At 73.1% G+C, this 15,285-nt stretch carries 14 protein-coding genes; 10 read left to right on the forward strand and 4 right to left on the reverse strand.

The genetic code is table 11. The features are described 5' to 3' along the window. Window positions 1-205 precede the first annotated feature (205 nt). Genes ACN28A_RS23915 through mnhG form a run of 6 tightly spaced genes read left to right on the forward strand, consistent with a single transcriptional unit; the run spans window position 206 to window position 6,374 of the window. Window positions 206-3,166: a Na+/H+ antiporter subunit A gene (locus ACN28A_RS23915; RefSeq protein WP_421398232.1), complete on the forward strand. Its 2,961-nt coding sequence runs from the start codon at window positions 206-208 to the stop codon at window positions 3,164-3,166. After that, complete coding sequence (locus ACN28A_RS23920; protein WP_421398235.1) at window positions 3,163-3,651, forward strand: Na(+)/H(+) antiporter subunit C; 489 nt, start codon at window positions 3,163-3,165, stop codon at window positions 3,649-3,651. The genes ACN28A_RS23915 and ACN28A_RS23920 overlap by 4 nt, the downstream gene beginning before the upstream one ends. Beyond that, a complete protein-coding gene (locus ACN28A_RS23925) occupies window positions 3,651-5,156 on the forward strand; it encodes a Na+/H+ antiporter subunit D (RefSeq protein WP_421398238.1) in 1,506 nt (501 codons plus the stop codon). The genes ACN28A_RS23920 and ACN28A_RS23925 overlap by 1 nt, the downstream gene beginning before the upstream one ends. After that, a complete protein-coding gene (locus tag ACN28A_RS23930; RefSeq protein ID WP_421398240.1) occupies window positions 5,153-5,761 on the forward strand; it encodes a Na+/H+ antiporter subunit E in 609 nt (202 codons plus the stop codon). The genes ACN28A_RS23925 and ACN28A_RS23930 overlap by 4 nt, the downstream gene beginning before the upstream one ends. Beyond that, entirely contained in the window at window positions 5,758-6,018 is a 261-nt protein-coding gene (locus ACN28A_RS23935) for a monovalent cation/H+ antiporter complex subunit F (protein WP_421398243.1), read from the forward strand. Before ACN28A_RS23930 ends, ACN28A_RS23935 begins: the two co-directional genes overlap by 4 nt. Further along, entirely contained in the window at window positions 6,015-6,374 is a 360-nt protein-coding gene (gene mnhG, locus ACN28A_RS23940) for a monovalent cation/H(+) antiporter subunit G (RefSeq protein ID WP_421398245.1), read from the forward strand. The genes ACN28A_RS23935 and mnhG overlap by 4 nt, the downstream gene beginning before the upstream one ends. Window positions 6,375-6,443: 69 nt before the next feature. On the opposite strand, the gene ACN28A_RS23945 is transcribed toward mnhG, so the two are convergent. Further along, window positions 6,444-6,824: a sensory rhodopsin transducer gene (locus ACN28A_RS23945; protein WP_421398247.1), complete on the reverse strand. Its 381-nt coding sequence runs from the start codon at window positions 6,822-6,824 to the stop codon at window positions 6,444-6,446. Beyond that, the gene (locus tag ACN28A_RS23950) at window positions 6,824-7,954 is read right to left on the reverse strand and encodes a D-arabinono-1,4-lactone oxidase (protein WP_421398249.1); all 1,131 of its coding nucleotides are present in this window, start codon (window positions 7,952-7,954) and stop codon (window positions 6,824-6,826) included. Before ACN28A_RS23950 ends, ACN28A_RS23945 begins: the two co-directional genes overlap by 1 nt. A 312-nt stretch (window positions 7,955-8,266) precedes the next feature. On the opposite strand from ACN28A_RS23950, the gene ACN28A_RS23955 reads away from it, so the two are divergent. The 3 genes from ACN28A_RS23955 to ACN28A_RS23965 are packed head-to-tail and all read left to right on the forward strand — an operon-like array spanning window position 8,267 to window position 11,736. Next, window positions 8,267-9,631, forward strand: a complete 1,365-nt coding sequence (locus tag ACN28A_RS23955; RefSeq protein WP_421398251.1) for a hemolysin family protein — start codon at window positions 8,267-8,269, stop codon at window positions 9,629-9,631. Further along, window positions 9,628-10,692, forward strand: coding sequence for a hemolysin family protein (locus tag ACN28A_RS23960; RefSeq protein ID WP_421398253.1), 1,065 nt, complete (start codon window positions 9,628-9,630; stop codon window positions 10,690-10,692). Before ACN28A_RS23955 ends, ACN28A_RS23960 begins: the two co-directional genes overlap by 4 nt. A gap of 18 nt (window positions 10,693-10,710) precedes the next feature. Further along, window positions 10,711-11,736: a sporulation protein gene (locus ACN28A_RS23965; protein ID WP_421398254.1), complete on the forward strand. Its 1,026-nt coding sequence runs from the start codon at window positions 10,711-10,713 to the stop codon at window positions 11,734-11,736. A gap of 110 nt (window positions 11,737-11,846) precedes the next feature. Here ACN28A_RS23965 and leuE read toward each other — a convergent pair whose 3' ends face one another. Both leuE and ACN28A_RS23975 read right to left on the reverse strand, forming a co-directional pair. Then, complete coding sequence (leuE, locus tag ACN28A_RS23970) at window positions 11,847-12,515, reverse strand: leucine efflux protein LeuE (RefSeq protein ID WP_421398256.1); 669 nt, start codon at window positions 12,513-12,515, stop codon at window positions 11,847-11,849. Next, the gene (locus tag ACN28A_RS23975) at window positions 12,512-13,795 is read right to left on the reverse strand and encodes a bifunctional pyridoxamine 5'-phosphate oxidase family protein/GNAT family N-acetyltransferase (protein WP_421398258.1); all 1,284 of its coding nucleotides are present in this window, start codon (window positions 13,793-13,795) and stop codon (window positions 12,512-12,514) included. The genes leuE and ACN28A_RS23975 overlap by 4 nt, the downstream gene beginning before the upstream one ends. Before the next feature lie 38 nt (window positions 13,796-13,833). Here ACN28A_RS23975 and ACN28A_RS23980 point away from each other — a divergent pair, with 38 nt between their 5' ends. Next, complete coding sequence (locus ACN28A_RS23980) at window positions 13,834-15,174, forward strand: aminotransferase class I/II-fold pyridoxal phosphate-dependent enzyme (RefSeq protein ID WP_421398261.1); 1,341 nt, start codon at window positions 13,834-13,836, stop codon at window positions 15,172-15,174. Window positions 15,175-15,285 lie beyond the last annotated feature (111 nt).

The raw sequence follows: 15,285 nt of genomic DNA on the forward strand, positions 1-15,285 counted from the left end.
AGCCCGCGCCAGGGGGCCCTTGGCTGGCCAGCACCCGGCCGCCGGTCGCCGACCTCTTGGCGGGAGCGGCTGGTCGTACGCGCACCGATCCGCCCCGCTCGGGTGGTTTCGCGCCATTTCGCGCGCCGAGCCGGACTTCGCCGTGTGATCTGTCTGAGTCCACGTCCTCGCCGCCGGGCCGTGCCGGCACCTACCTGGAGTACGCATGCTGATGCTGCTGGCGCTGCACCTGGTGGCTGCGGCGCTGGCGCCCGCGTTGGTGCACCGGTGGGGCCGGGGGGCCTTCCTGCCGTTGGCGCTGCCACCGGCCGCCGCGTTCGGCTGGGCGCTCGGGCAGACGGGTACGGTCACGGCCGGCGGGGCGGTCGTCGAGGCGTACCCGTGGGTGCCGGAACTGGGCCTCGGGCTGGCCCTGCGGATCACCACCCTCTCCTGGCTGATGGTGCTGCTGGTCGGCGGGATCGGCGCACTGGTGCTGGTCCACTGCGTCCGCTACTTCGACGCCGACGAGCCCGGACTCGGCCGGTTCGCCGCCGTCTTCGTCGGCTTCGCCGGCGCCATGCTGGGGGTGGTGGTCGCCGACGACCTGCTGCTGCTCTACGTCTTCTGGGAGCTGACGAGCGTCTTCTCCTACCTGCTGATCGCGCACCATCCGGAGCAGCAGGCCAGCCGGCGGTCGGCCAACCAGGCGCTGCTGGTCACCACCCTCGGCGGCCTGGCCATGCTTGTCGGCTTCGTCATGCTCGGCCAGCACGCCGGGACGTACCGGTGGTCGGAGATCGCCGCCCGGCCCCCGCCGTCCGGCGGGTATCTCGGAATCGCGCTGGTGCTGATCCTGGTCGGTGCGCTGAGCAAGTCGGCGATCTTCCCGACCAGCTTCTGGTTGCCGGCGGCGATGGCCGCACCCACCCCGGTCAGCGCCTACCTGCACGCCGCCGCGATGGTGAAGGCCGGCGTCTACCTGGTCGCCCTGTTCGCCCCCGTCTACGCCCAGGTCGGCCCGTGGCGCCCGATCGTCTACCTGGCCGGGATCGTCACCATGCTGGCCGCCGGCTGGGCGGCGATGCGCCAGGTCGACCTGAAACTGCTGCTGGCGTACGGCACGGTCAGCCGGCTCGGGCTGCTGGTCGTACTCTTCGGTGCCGGTACCCCGGACGCCGCGCTCGCCGGCATGGCGCTGCTGCTCGGGCACGCCATGCTCAAGGCGACTCTGTTCCTGGTGGTCGGGGTGATCGACAAGCGGGCCGGTACCCGGGACCTGACCGTGCTCTCCGGGCTCTGGCGGCGGATGCCGCTGGTCTTCGCGACCGGCCTGCTCGCCACCGCCTCGATGGCCGGGATACCGCCGCTGTTCGGGTTCGTCAGCAAGGAGGCGATCCTGACCGCCTTCACCGGCGATCCGCTACTGCTCGCCGTCATGGCGATCGGGTCGACACTGAGTACCGCGTACAGCATCCGGTTCGCCTGGGGGGCGTTCGGGAGCCGGCCGCACGCGGAGCCGACCCCGTCCCGGCCGGTCGAGGCGATCCTGCTCGCCCCGGCCGCGGTGCTCGCCGTCGCCATCGTGGTGCTGGGCGTACTGGCCGGGACGGTCGGCGAGGCGCTCGCCGGTTATCCCCGGCTCTTCGGGCCGATCCCGCACGAACTCGCCCTGCTGCCCGGATCGGGGCTCACCATCGTCCTGTCGCTGCTGGTGCTGTTCACCGGCCTGCTGCTCTTCCTGCTGCGGACTCCGGTCGGGGCGGTGCAGGCCCGGGTGCGGGCGCCGTTCGACGGGGACACCGCCTACCAGGTGCTGAGCCGGGGGCTCGACCGGTTCGCCGTGGTGGTGACCGGGGCGACCCAGCGCGGTTCGCTGCCGCAGTACCTCGGTGTCATCCTGCTGACCCTGTTGCTGGTGCTGGGCGGCGCGCTGCTGGGCGGCTCGTGGCCGGCGCACGTCGGCACCTGGGACGACCCGCTCCAGGCCGTCGTCGGGGTGGTGCTGGCCGTCGCCGCGGTGCTCGCCGTCAAGGCGCGACGGCGGCTGACCGCGGTGATCCTGACCGGTGTCTCCGGGTACTGCGTCGGTGTCCTGTTCGTGCTGCACGGCGCGCCCGACCTGGCACTGGCGCAGTTCCTGGCTGAGACCGTCACCATCGTGATCTTCGTGCTGGTGCTGCGCCGGCTGCCGGAACGGTTCTCGGTGCGCCCGCTGCGGCGCAGTCGGTGGTTCCGGGTCGCCCTCGGGGTGGCGGTCGCGACGGTGGTGAGCGCGACGGCGGTGGTCGCGGCCGGGGCCCGGCGGGCACCGCCGGTCGCGGCCGAGTTTCCCGGCCCGGCGGAGTCCTTCGGGTACGGCCGCAACATCGTGAACGTGACCCTGGTGGACATCCGCGCCTGGGACACGATGGGTGAGATCGCCGTGCTGGTGGTGGCGGCGACCGGGGTGGCCAGCCTGATCTTCCAGCGGAGGCGCGGCCCGGAGCGGGTCCGGCCGGAGGAACTTCCGCCGCCCGGTGCCGAGCGGGTCTGGCTGCGGGCCGGGCCCACGCTGCGGACCAGAAGCCGGTCGATCGTCTTCGAGGTGGTCGTCCGGCTGATCTTCCACACCGTCGTACTCTTCTCGATCTTCCTGCTCTTCTCCGGACACAACGCCCCCGGTGGCGGCTTCGTCGCCGGTCTGGTGGCCGGACTCGCGCTCGCGGTCCGCTACCTCGCCAGCGGACGGCACGAACTCGACCAGGCGGCCCCGGTCGACGCCGGGATGCTGCTCGGGGTCGGCCTCTTCGTCGCGGTCGGCACCGGCCTACTGGCCATGACGACGGGTGGGGAGATCCTGCGCAGCAACAAGTTCGAGTGGGAGTTGCCGCTGGTCGGCGAGCTGCACCTGGTCACCTCGCTCTTCTTCGACATCGGCGTCTACCTGATCGTCGTCGGCCTGATGCTGGACATCCTGCGCAGCCTCGGCGCCGAGGTGGACCGGCAGATCGAGGTGGAGGACGAGCCGGGCACCGGGCTGCGCACGGACCGGCCGCCGGGACCGGCGCCGCGGTCGGTGGACGCTCCGGCCGGCCCGGAACCAGGCCCGGCCGGCCGACCCGGACCGGCCGCCGCCCCGGGTCAGACCGGCGGTGCCGACCCGACCGCCGGCCCCGGACCGGCCGGTAAGGAGGGCCGGCGGTGAGACCGAACCTGGTGCTGGCGCTGGTCGTCGGGGTGCTCTTCGGTTGCGGGGTCGCCCTGCTGCTGGAACGCACCCTCAGCCGGGTGCTGATCGGCACCATCCTGCTCACCAACGGCACGAACCTGTTGATCCTGCTCGGCGGCCGGTCCGGCGGGGCACCGATCCTCGGGGTCACCCCGACCGCGGAGATGAGCGATCCGTTGGCCCAGGCGATGGTGCTGACGGCGATCGTGATCACCCTGGGCCTGACCGCGTTCCTGCTGGCGATGGCGTACCGGAGCTGGCAGTTGACCGGCCACGACGAGGTACGCGACGACCCGGAGGACCGCCGGATCGTCCGCCGCGCCGAGCGGCACGAGCTCGCCGGTCCGGACGACAACGCCGGGGAGGGACCGTGGCCGCCGCCGGGCGGGGTACCCGGTGCCGACCCGGAGCAGGTCGACCCGGAGCCGCCGCCGCGCCGGCTCGACGACGGGCCGGACTGATGAGATACCTCGTACCGCTGCCGGTGGTGATGCCGCTGTTGGGTGCCGCGTTGACCCTGGTGCTGGCCCGCCGGCCGGTGGTGCAGCGGGCGATCAGCGTCGGCGTCCTGACCATCACCCTGGTCGTCGCGCTCCTGCTGCTGGCGAAGGCGCACTGGCACGACCCGCTTGTCGTACGCCTCGGTGGCTGGCCGACCCCGCTCGGCATCGTCCTGGTCGCCGACCAGTTGGCCGCGCTGATGCTGGCGGTCTCGGCGGCGGTGACGCTCTGCGTGCTGCTCTACTCGATCGGCGAGGACCAGGCCGATCCCGGGGTGCACGCCCCGGTGGTCATCTACCACCCCACCTATCTGGTGATGACGGCCGGAGTGACGAACGCCTTCCTCTCCGGCGACCTGTTCACCCTCTTCGTCGGCTTCGAGGTGCTGCTCTCGGCCAGCTACGTACTGCTCACCCTCGGCGGCACCGAGGAGCGTATCCGGGCCGGTACCACCTACGTCGTGGTCAGCCTGGTCTCGTCGCTGATCTTCCTCACCGCGATCGGTCTGGTCTACGCCGCCACCGGCACCCTGAACCTCGCCCAGCTGGTCGGCCGGCTGGACGCCCTGCCCCCGGACCTGCGGCTGGCGCTGCACGGGCTGCTGCTGCTCGCCTTCGCCATCAAGGCGGCGGTCTTCCCGCTGGCGGCCTGGCTGCCGGACAGCTATCCGACCGCTCCGGCACCGGTCACCGCGGTCTTCGCCGGCCTGCTGACGAAGGTCGGCATCTACGCGATCATCCGGACCGAGACGCTGCTCTTCCCGGACGGCCGCGCCGCCGAGGTGCTGCTGGCCCTGGCCCTGCTGACCATGCTGGTCGGCATCCTGGGCGCGATCGCGCAGTCCGACATCAAGCGGCTGCTGTCGTTCACGCTGGTCAGCCACATCGGCTATCTGCTCTTCGGGGTGGCGCTGACCTCGGGACCCGGGCTGGCCGCCGCGATCTACTACGTGGTGCACCACATCACCGTGCAGACCACGCTGTTCCTGGCGGCCGGGCTGGTCGAGCGGCGGGCCGGCAGCACCCACCTGGACCGGATCGGCGGGCTGGCCCGGGTCGCCCCGCTGCTCGGAGTGCTGTTCCTGGTGCCGGCGCTGAGCCTGTCCGGCATCCCGCCGTTGTCCGGCTTCCTCGGCAAGCTGGGGCTGATCCAGGCCGGGGTGTCGGCCGGCGGGGTGATGCCCTGGCTGCTGGTCGCTGGCGGCACCCTGACCAGTCTGCTCACCCTCTACGCGACGACGAAGGTGTGGAGCCTGGCGTTCTGGCGGCAGCCCCGGCTGGCCGATCCCGAGGAGCCGACCCGGCTGCCCCGGTCGATGGTCGGCGCCACCACCCTGCTGGTGCTGATCGGGCTCGGGCTGACGGCGGCGGCCGGGCCACTCTTCGAGGTCAGCAGCGAGGCCGCCGAGGACCTGCGGCAACGTCTTCCGTACGTGCGGGCGGTGCTACCGGAGGGCAAGCCGTGACCGGCGCCGTGCGGCTGCGCTGGCGGGCGCTGCGGGACCGGCTTCCGGACCGGCGACGCTGGCGGGACCACCTGATCACCGTCGGCTGGCTGGTCGTGGCCTGGAGCCTGCTCTGGGGCGAGTTCACTTTCGGCAACCTGGTCAGCGGCGTACTGGTGGCCGGGGTGATCCTGGTCTTCCTGCCGCTGCCCCGGGTGACCTTCGGGGGGCGGCTCCGGCCGCTGGCGTTGGTCGGGTTCGTCGTACGGTTCGTCGCCGAACTCGTGGTCGCCAGCGTGCACGTCGGCTGGGTCGCCGTACGCCCCGGGCCGGGGCCCCGCAACGCGATCGTCGCCGTCCGGCTGCGGGTGCGTACCGACCTCAACCTGGCGCTGACCGCCGAGGTGCTGTCGCTGGTACCGGGCACGCTGATCGTCGAGGCGGACCGGGACAGCGGCACCCTCTACGTGCACGTGCTGGACGTGCGCGGTCCCGAGGACCTGGCCCGGAGCCGGGAGCGCGTCCTGGCCCTGGAGGCCCGCATCGTCCGTACCGTCGGATCCGGGGCCGAGCTCAGGCTGCTCGGGTCGACGGTCGAGAACGCCGAACCGGGAGGACCATCGTGATCGTCGCCGTCATCCTCGTCGCCCTCCTGCTCTCGAGCGCGGCGGCACTTGCCCTGTTCCGCGTGGTACGCGGCCCGGCCCTGCTGGACCGGGTGGTCGCGGCCGAGGTGTTGATCTCGATCATGATCGGGGCGCTCGGCGCCGAGGCGGCCGTCAACCGGCACGCCACCACACTGCCGATCCTGATCGTGCTCAGCTCCCTGGGCTTCGTCGGCTCGGTGGCCCTGGTGCGCTTCGCCGCCGGGGAGGAGGCGTGAGCTGGACCGTCGCGCTGGACGTGCTGACCGGGATCTTCCTGGTCGCCGGGGGGCTGTTGAGCCTGGTCGCGGCGATCGGGTTGGTCCGTTTTCCGGACGTGATCAGCCGGATGCACACCGCGACCAAGCCGCAGGTGCTCGGCGTGCTGCTGATCCTGCTGGCGCTCGCGGTGAGCCTGCGCGACGGCGCCGAGCTGGCCACGCTGGTCCTGATCGGCGGGTTGCAACTCGCCACCGCCCCGCTCGCGGCGCAGATGATCGGCCGGGCCGCCTACCGCACCGGGCGGTTCAGCCGGGAGTCGCTGGACGCCGACGAACTGGCCGACCGGGACCGTGCGCCGGGCACGGTGGATTGAACGGTCGGGCCGGACGATCTCCGGTCGGAGTCCGCGGCGGAGCGGGTACCGCGGGTGCGGCGGCGACGGTCAGGGCTCGGCGGGGAAGGCCATCGTGCCGGTCAACCCGACGGAGCCGGGCAGCCGGGTGTCCTGGCGGAGGAACTGCACCACCACCGGTACCGGCGAGCGGACGACGCAGCCGAACGGCCGGGCCAGCATGATCGCCTCCGGGTCGACCAGGTCGTTGAGGCGTACGTGCCGGATCCGCCGGGCGCCGACCGTGACCGGGTACGGGCCGACCGGCTCCCGGTCCTGGTAGTAGACGGTGATCTTCAGATGCGCCGGCTCGTCCCCGGTGTTCAGCACCGACAACTGGTCGAAGCCGGTGAACTCCGGCTCCTCGCCGTGGCTGGGGAACGGGATCCGGCCGCCCGGCACCACCCAGACCCGCCCGCCGAGCCCGGCCATCAGCCGTACTCCAGCAACCGGGCGAGATCGGGGGTGAGGAACACCCCGTCCGGGTCGAGCCGGCGGCGCAGTTCCCGGAAGCTGTCGAAGCACGGATAGACCCGGCGCAGGTCCCTGGCGGTCAGTGAGTGCTTCTTGCCCCAGTGCGGCCGGCCGTCGTGCTCCCGGAACACCGCCTCGACGTCGGTGAAGTACTCGTCGTGCGGCAGGGAGTTGTTCTGCAGACAGGCGATCGTCGTGGTGGCCCGGTCGTACGCCGGACTGAGCCAGATGTCGTCCGGGGCGATGGTGCGGACCAGCACCCGCCAGGCGACCCCGGTCCGGTGCCGCTCCAGGACCCGGCGCCGGATCTCGGTGAAGCAGGCGTGGAAGGCCTCCGACGGTAGGGCGTACTCGATCTCCTCGAAGCGCAGGTCCCGGTGCCGGGGGATGGTCCGGTGGCTCGGGCCGGTCTCCATGATCCGGGGCTCGCCGGGCGGGGTCACCTCCGGCTCCTCGCCGGCCCGGTTGAGGGTGCGGATCTGGGTGGTGTCGGTGCGCGGATACCAGTAGAAGTCCATGTTGCGGTTCTGCCGCTGCAACTGGTCCAGGTGGTCCATGGTCCAGGAGATCGACGAGCACCAGTTGCGTCGCCGCAGCTGGTAGGTGGGGGTGAGCCGGAGGGTCACTTCGGTCACCACGCCGAGCGCGCCGAGGGAGAGCCGGGCCGCCGGCAGCAGTTCGGCGTTGCGCTCTGCGCAGATGTCCAACACCTCGCCGGTGCCGGTGACCAGCCGGACCCCGGCCACCTGGGTGCAGAGGTTGCCGAACCGCAGACCGGTGCCGTGCGTGCCGGTGGCGGTGGCACCCGCGATCGACTGCACGTCGACGTCGCCCAGGTTGTCCATGGCGAGCCCGGCCTCGTAGAGCGACTCGCCCAACTCGCCGAGCGGCGTCCCGCCGCAGACCGTGGCCAGCTCCGGGTCGTCGTGCCGGCGAACGCTCCGGGGCAGACCGGCCAGGCTGACCAGTACGTCGTCGGTGCGGACCAGCGGACTGGACGAGTGGCCGGAGCCGACCGGCCGCAGCTTGGTCGAGGTCTGCCTGGCCCGGTCGACGAGCGCCAGGACCTCGTCCTCGTGCTCCGGCATGGCGAACTCCCGAGGGGTGAACCGAAGACTGCCCGACCAGTTGCACCACTCCCGTCCCAACACGAGCCTCCCTTCTCGGCTGCCCGGCCTTGGGTTCTCGGGTCGAAGCAGATCGGGACAGGCGTCTCTACCCGGTCGGAGGTCCGGGAAACGGCTGGTCACAGCCCGTGGCGGTTGCCCGGCAGCGGCCGGCGGGGCTCGGTAGGATGGTCTGGTGATCGACTCAACTGTCCAGGAGGGCAGCTGTAGCCAGCCGGGTCGGACCCGGCGCCTTTCGTACCGGCCGCGACAGCGGGGAGCGCTGAGACCCCCGTGTTGATCGCCCTCGGTCTTGTCCTGATCATCGTGCTCACCGCGGCTACGGGATACTTCGTCGCCCAGGAATTCGGTTACGTCGCCGCAGACCGCAACAAACTGCGCCAACTCGCCCAGGACGGCGACGTCGCCGCCGAACGCGCCCTGACGGTCACCGGACGGCTCTCCTTCATGCTCTCCGGTGCCCAGCTCGGGATCACCGTCACCGCCCTGCTCGTCGGTTACGTCGCCGAGCCGTACCTCGGCGACGGCCTCGCCGACCTGCTCGGGGTGGCCGGCGTCTCGGCCGCGGTCAGCACGCCGATCGCGGTCGCGCTGGCCCTGGTGATCGCCACCGTCGTGCAGATGGTCTTCGGCGAACTCGCCCCGAAGAACCTGGCCATCGTCCGGGCCGAGGCACTGGCCCGGGCCCTGTCCCGCTCCACGCTGTTCTACCTCGCCGTCGCCGGGCCGGTGATCCGGCTCTTCGACGCCGCCGCCACCCGGCTGCTGCGCCGGGTCGGCATCGAACCGGTCGAGGAACTGCCCAGCGGTGCGACGCCGGAGGACCTGGAACAGATCATCGCCGAGTCGCGCGAGGAGGGGCACCTGGACGCCGAGATGTCCACCCTGCTCGACCGGGGACTCGACTTCCGGCAGCTCACCGCCGCCGAGGCGATGGTGCCCCGGGTCGACGTGCACACCGTACGGCCCGACGAGCCGCTCAGCCGGCTGGTCGAGCTGCTCGACACCGGACACTCGCGCTTCCCGGTCCGCGGCGCCGAGGGAGTGGACGACGTCGTCGGGGTGGTCGGGATCGCCGACGTACTCGGGGTGCCGCCGGCCAAGCGGGCCAGCACCCCGGTCGAGGCGGTCGCCGTACCCCCGCTGCTGGTGCCGGCGACGCTGCCGCTGCCGACGGTGCTGGACCGGCTCCGGGCCGGGCACCGCCAGCTCGCCTGCGTGGTCGACGAGTACGGCGGCTTCGCCGGGGTGATCACCCTGGAGGACATCGCCGAGGAACTGGTCGGGCCGATCCGGGACGAGGACGACCCGCCGGAGCGGGCCCCGGTCCGGCAGGCCGACGGCTCCTGGGTGGTGCCGGCCCGCTGGCGGATCGACGAGGTCGCCGACAGCACCGGGATCACCCTGCCGGAGGCACCCGAATACGACACCCTCTCCGGGCTGGTGATGCGGGAGCTGGGCCGGATCCCCGAGGTCGGCGACCGGCTGGAGATCAGGCTCTCCGCCGAGGCGGAACCGGAGCAGGAGGCGATGCTGCCCCGGGCGCACGTCGAGGTGCTCGCCGTCGACCGGCACGTCGCCGACTCGGTCCGGCTGCGGATCCTGGTGCCGCAGGGCGGGGCGGAGCGGTCCTCGTGAGCGCCACCTGGGCCCTGCTGATCTCGCTGCTGCTGCTCGCCCTGAACGGCTTCTTCGTCGCCGCCGAGTTCGCCCTGCTGGCCGCGAAGCGCTACCGGCTCGAACAGGCCGCCGCGTCCGGCGGCCGGGCCGCCCGGGCGGCCCTGGACGGGGTACGCGAGCTGACCCTGATGCTGGCCGGCGCGCAGTTCGGCATCACCGTCTGCACCCTGGGGCTGGGCGCGTTGGCCGAGCCGGCGATCGAACACCTGCTCAGCCCGGCGCTGCACGCGGTCGGCCTGCCGAACACGGCGAGCCACATCATCGCGCTGGTCTTCGCGCTGGGTCTGGTCACCTTCCTGCACCTGGTGGTCGGCGAGATGGCCCCGAAGTCGTGGGCGATCACCGACCCGGAGCGCTCCGCGCTGCTGCTCGCGCTGCCGTTCCGGGCGTTCGCCCGGGTGGCCCGGCCGGTGCTCTCCGCACTGAACGGGCTGGCCAACGTGACACTGCGGCTGGTCCGGGTACGCCCCGAGGAGCAGTTGGCGGTGGCGCACGGGCCGGAGGAGCTGCGGATGCTGATCCAGCAGTCCCGTGAGCACGGCCTGCTCGCCGCCGACCAGCACGAGATGCTGACCAGCATGCTGCAACTCCAGGGCACCACCGTCGAACAGGTGATGGAGCCGGTCGCGACGATCGTCTCGGTACGCCCCGACGACTCGGCGGAGCGGATCGAGGAGGTGTGCCGGTCCAGCGGCCGGTCCCGGCTGGCCGTCTTCGACTCGCCGGGCGAGGTGGCCGGGCTGGTGCACGTCCGGGAGGCGGTCCGGGCCACCACCGCCGGCCGGGCGGCGACGGCACGGGAGCTGATGACCGTCCCGTTCACCCTGGAGGCGACCGCGACCGTCACCGAGGCGGTGGCCGCGATGCGGGCCGAACAGGTGCAGTTGGCGCTGGTCAGCAACGGTGCCGGCGCGGGCCGCCCGATCGGCTTCGTGGCCCTGGAGGACCTGCTGGAAGAGGTCATCGGCGAGTTCGACGACGAGACCGACCCGATCCCGCGGGGTCGCCGCCTGCGCTGAGCACCGGAGGTGGTGACGGTGGGTCTCGGGGAACTTCCGCCGGCTGCGGGACTTACCGTGCGGACCACGCTGCCGAACCCGAGTACCCGGCCCGGGCTGTCGCTGCCCGGCCGGGTCACCGTCACCGCCGGCCGGTCGCCGGCAACCGTCGATCGGGTCACCCTCGGCCTGGTCACCCGGGTCGAGCCGGCCGGCGGCGCGGTGGAGTACCAGCCGGTCGAGTTCCACCGGGTGCCCGCCGCCGGTGCGTTCGTGCTGGCCCCCGGCGAGCGCCGGGTCCTCGACTTCGAGCTGCCGGTGCCCTGGGAGACCCCGGTGACCGTGGTCGACGGGCACTGCCTGCTCAACCTGCGGATGGGGCTGCGCACCGAGGTCGCGGTAAGCGCGCTGCTCGACCGGGGCGACCTGCGGCCGGTGTACGTGCATCCGCTGCCCGCCCAGGCCGGCGTGCTCGGCGCGCTTGCCGAACTCGGCTTCGAGCTGCGACAGGTCGGGCTGCTCGCCGAGCGGCTGCCCGGGATCGACCAGCGGCTGCCGTTCCACCAGAAGATCGCGTACTGGGCCGCGCCGCTGTACGGCGGCCCGTTCAGCGAGCTGGAGGTCTCCTTCTTCACCGACCCGGAGCGGGTGGAGGTGCTCTTCGCGCTGGACCGCCGGGTGGCGCTGGCCGGCGCCGGGCACGTCAGCTTCAGCCGGTTCCGGGCGGCGCACCGGGGCGCGGCCGAACTGGACTGGATCACGGTGCTGGACAGTTGGCTGCGGTACGCCGTACAGCGGCACGCGGCCACCGCCGCCGGCTACCAGGTGTTCACCGAGCGCCGCCCGTCGCCGCCACCCCGGCCGAGTGACCCCGACAAGTCGCACACCGGCCCGTCCGGCACCGACACCAGGGACAGCACCCCGGCCGGCGAGGAACCGTCCGGCGCCGCACCGGCCGCGGGTCACGACCCGGAGCGCGGGCTGCGGCCGATCGGCGGCGGCGAGGGCGGCATCGGCGGAGGTGCGGGCGGAGCCGCCGGCGGCGGTGGCGGCAGCGGCACCTGAGGGTCTCCGGCTCGCCGGGCCGGCACCTGACGGCTCCTGTTCGCCGTGCCGGTGCCTGCGGGGGTGCCGGATCGCCGGGGCGCCGTGCCCCGCAGTGGCGCCCGCCGGGCTCAGCCCGCGCTGGCGGTGGCGAGCTTGAGACCGAAGCCGAGGAAGAGCGCACCGATCCCGGTGGTCACCCCGGCGGCCAGCCGCCGGCGGCTGCGGAACTGCGCGGCCAGGAAGGTGCCGGCGAAGATCAGCATGGTCAGGTAGATCACGCTGGTCACCTGGGCGATCGCGCCGAGCAGCAGGAAGGACAGCGCCGGGTAGGGATAGGCCGGGTCGACGAACTGGATGAAGAACGAGATGAAGAAGAGGATCGCCTTCGGGTTCAGCAGGCTGATCACCGCCGCCCGCCGGAACGGCCGGACGGCCGCCGCCGGCCGGGTGTCGACGAGCGGCGCGACCGCCGGGTCGTTCCGGCTACGCCAGCGCCGCCACGCGCCGCGCAGCATCGTCAGCCCGACATAGCCCAGGTACGCCGCACCGGCATACTTGATCACCAGGAAGATCGGCGGGTACGCCTTCAGCAGCGACGCCACCCCGGCGGCGGAGAGGACCATCAGCACGGTGTCGCCGAGGAAGACCCCGGCGGCGGCCCGGTAGCCGGCGCGTACCCCGGTCTTCGCGGCGGTGGTCAGCACGTAGAGCGAGTTGGGTCCGGGCAGCAGGATGATGGCGACCGTGCCCAGCACGTAGGTCCAGATGTCGGTGATCCCCAGCACGCCGGTCATCATCGCCCCGCCGGGACCGCCGCGCGAAGCCTTTCCCGCAGCCTGACCTGTGCTTTCGGCCACTCGTCGGCGAGCATCACGTACTGCACGGTGTCCCGCCACGAGCCGTCCGGCCGGATCCGGTGCCGCCGCAGCACCGCCTCCCGGGTGGCGCCGAGCCGCTCGATGGCGCGCTGTGAGCGCTCGTTGCGGATGTCGGTGTGCCAGACCACCCGCTCGGCGCCCAGCTCGTCGAAGGCCCGGGCCAGCAGCAGCAGCTTCGCCTCGGTGTTCACCCCGGTACGCCACCAGCGCCGGCCCAGCCAGGTGTGCCCGATCGCGACCCGGCGGTGCTCGGGGTCGATCTCGTAGTAGGAGGTGGTCCCGACCACCTCGCCGGTCGTCGCGTCGAGCTGCACCCACGGCACCCGCTCGCCCCGCCAGTGCGCGTCCAGGGCGGTCCGGACGATCCCGGCCATCCCGGCCGGGTCGGCCGGCTGGGCGGCGGACAGGTGCGGCCAGACCTCCGGGTCGCGGCTGGCGGCGTAGAGGGCGTCGACGTGCGACTCGGCCAGCGGGGCGAGCCGGACGTGGCTGCCCTGCATCGGTGCCGGGGTGTGCCAGGGGGAGCGGTCCGGGCACAGGTACGCCGGCAGTGGGGCGGTCACCCCGGCGTCCGGCTCCGGCCGCCCGGCGACGGTACGCAGCGGCAGCACCCCGGCCCAGTGCGGCAGGTCGTAGTCGTCGGGCTCGTCGCGTACGCCCCCGGTGCGGGTACGCAGCGACACCTCGGACAGCGGCAGCGCCAGTACGGCTGTCTCGGCGAGTTCCCGGCGGCTCGGCGGCCGGCTGTCGGCAGCGCGCCCCCGGCCGACCTTCTCGACCAGGGCGGTGAGCACGTTCCGCTTCTCCGCCTCGTCGGTCACCAGGTGGGCGGTGCCGTGTGCGACAAGCGACCGGTAGTTGGCGCTGTGGTGGAACTGGGACCGTCCGTAGACCAACCCGTCGAGTTGGGTGACCGCGACGCAGACCGGCAGTCCGGCGTCGCCCCGGGCGGCGAGCAGCGGCCGGCTGCCGGTCGAGCCGTGCAGGTAGAGCGTCTCGCCGACCCGTACGTGCAGGGTGGGCAGGATCCGGGGCTCACCATCCACTGTGAACCCGAGATGGCAGTGGTATGCCTCGTCGAGCAGGTCGTGCGCGGCGTCCCGCCGGTAGTCCATCTTGGACCTGCCCCGGCTGGCGATGGTCCGCCCGGTCTGCGGATAGGACCCGGACCCGTCACCCGGCTGTGGCTGCTCGGTCATCTTGCGTCCGCCTTTTGTTATAGTACAATCTGTCAACTGTGACAGCACATTATCAGATCGGTGGGACGACGGCAGCCGAGATATCGGCGAGCGTGGAGGCGGGAGTCCGCACCGGGGAGCTGCCGGCCGGTGCCGGGCTGCCCGCCGTCCGGGCGCTCGCCGAGCGGCTCGGGGTCAGCCCGGGGACGGTCGCCAAGGCGTACCAGGGACTCCGTCAGCGCGGCGTGGTGGAGACCGCCGGGCGCAACGGCACCCGGGTCCGCCCGACGCCACCGGTCACCGGCCGCCGGGCCGCGCTGCGGCTGCCCGCGCCGCCGGGCGCCCTCGACCTGTCGGTCGGCGAGCCCGACCCGGCGCTACTGCCGCCGATCGGGCCGCACCTGGCGGCGCTGGCCGAGACCGCGGGTGCCCCGGTCAACTACCGGGGCGGCGGCCTGCTCCCGGACCTCGTCGAGGCGGCCCGGGAGCGGCTGTCCGCCGACGGGGTGCCGGCCGACGCGCTGACGGTGACCGGCGGCGCGTCGGACGCCATCGAGTTGCTGCTGCTGGGCAACCTGAGCCCCGGCGACGCGGTCGCGATCGAGGACCCGGGCTGGGCCAACACCTTCGACCTGGTCGCCACGCTCGGACTGCGGGCGGTGCCGATGCCTGTCGACGACGCCGGTCCCACCCCGGCCGGTCTGCGCGCCGCACTCGCCGCCGGGGCCCGGGCGGTGCTGGTGACCAGCCGGGCACAGAACCCGACCGGGGCGGTGGTCACCGCGGCGCGGGCGGCGGCGCTGCGGGCGGAACTGGCCGGCCACCCGGACGTACTCCTCGTCGAGGACGACCACGCCGCCGAGCTCTCCGTCGAGCCGCTGCACCCCCTGGCCGGCGCCACCGGAAGCTGGGCCTTCGTCCGGTCGGCGAGCAAGCCGTACGGGCCGGACCTGCGGCTGGCCGTGCTGGCCGGCGACGAGGTGACGGTGGCCCGGGTGGCGGGGCGGCTGCGGGTCTGCTCCGGCTGGGTCTCCACGCTGCTGCAACGGCTCACCCTCGCGCTGTGGCGGGACCCGGCGGTCGCCGAACGGATCGCGCTGGCCCGGGCCAGCTACACCGGACGGGTGACCGCGCTGCGTGCCGCACTCGCCGAGCGGGGGCTGACCGGGCACGGGCGTACCGGGATCAACGTCTGGTTGCCGGTCCCCGACGAGACCCGGACGGTCGCGGCGCTGCGCGACGCCGGCTACGTGGTGGCGCCCGGCTCGCTGTTCCGGCTGGCCAGCGCCCCGGGCATCCGGATCACGGTGAGCCCGCTCGCCGAGCCGGACATCGAGCCACTGGCCGACGCGATAGCCCGGGCCACCGCACCCACCGCCCCCACCCCGCTGAGCGCCTGACCGCGCCTCGGTTGGTCAAGATTCTTGTTGAAGCATGGTCGGCAGCTCGCCACGGATCAACAAGAATCTTGACTGCCCGCCACGCCGGGCGGGCTTGGTGCGTGCGGCGGC

This window comes from Plantactinospora sp. WMMB782, from assembly GCF_049179135.1.
Classification (GTDB): domain Bacteria; phylum Actinomycetota; class Actinomycetes; order Mycobacteriales; family Micromonosporaceae; genus Plantactinospora.

Coding starts and splice junctions, on each gene's coding strand:
- ACN28A_RS23950 (WP_421398249.1), bottom strand. CDS start 7,954: ATGCCGGAGCACGAGGACGAGGTCCTGGCGCTCGTCGACCGGGCCAGG.
- ACN28A_RS23975 (WP_421398258.1), bottom strand. CDS start 13,795: ATGACCGAGCAGCCACAGCCGGGTGACGGGTCCGGGTCCTATCCGCAG.
- ACN28A_RS23915 (WP_421398232.1), top strand. CDS start 206: ATGCTGATGCTGCTGGCGCTGCACCTGGTGGCTGCGGCGCTGGCGCCC.
- ACN28A_RS23925 (WP_421398238.1), top strand. CDS start 3,651: ATGAGATACCTCGTACCGCTGCCGGTGGTGATGCCGCTGTTGGGTGCC.
- leuE (WP_421398256.1), bottom strand. CDS start 12,515: ATGATGACCGGCGTGCTGGGGATCACCGACATCTGGACCTACGTGCTG.
- ACN28A_RS23945 (WP_421398247.1), bottom strand. CDS start 6,824: ATGGCCGGGCTCGGCGGGCGGGTCTGGGTGGTGCCGGGCGGCCGGATC.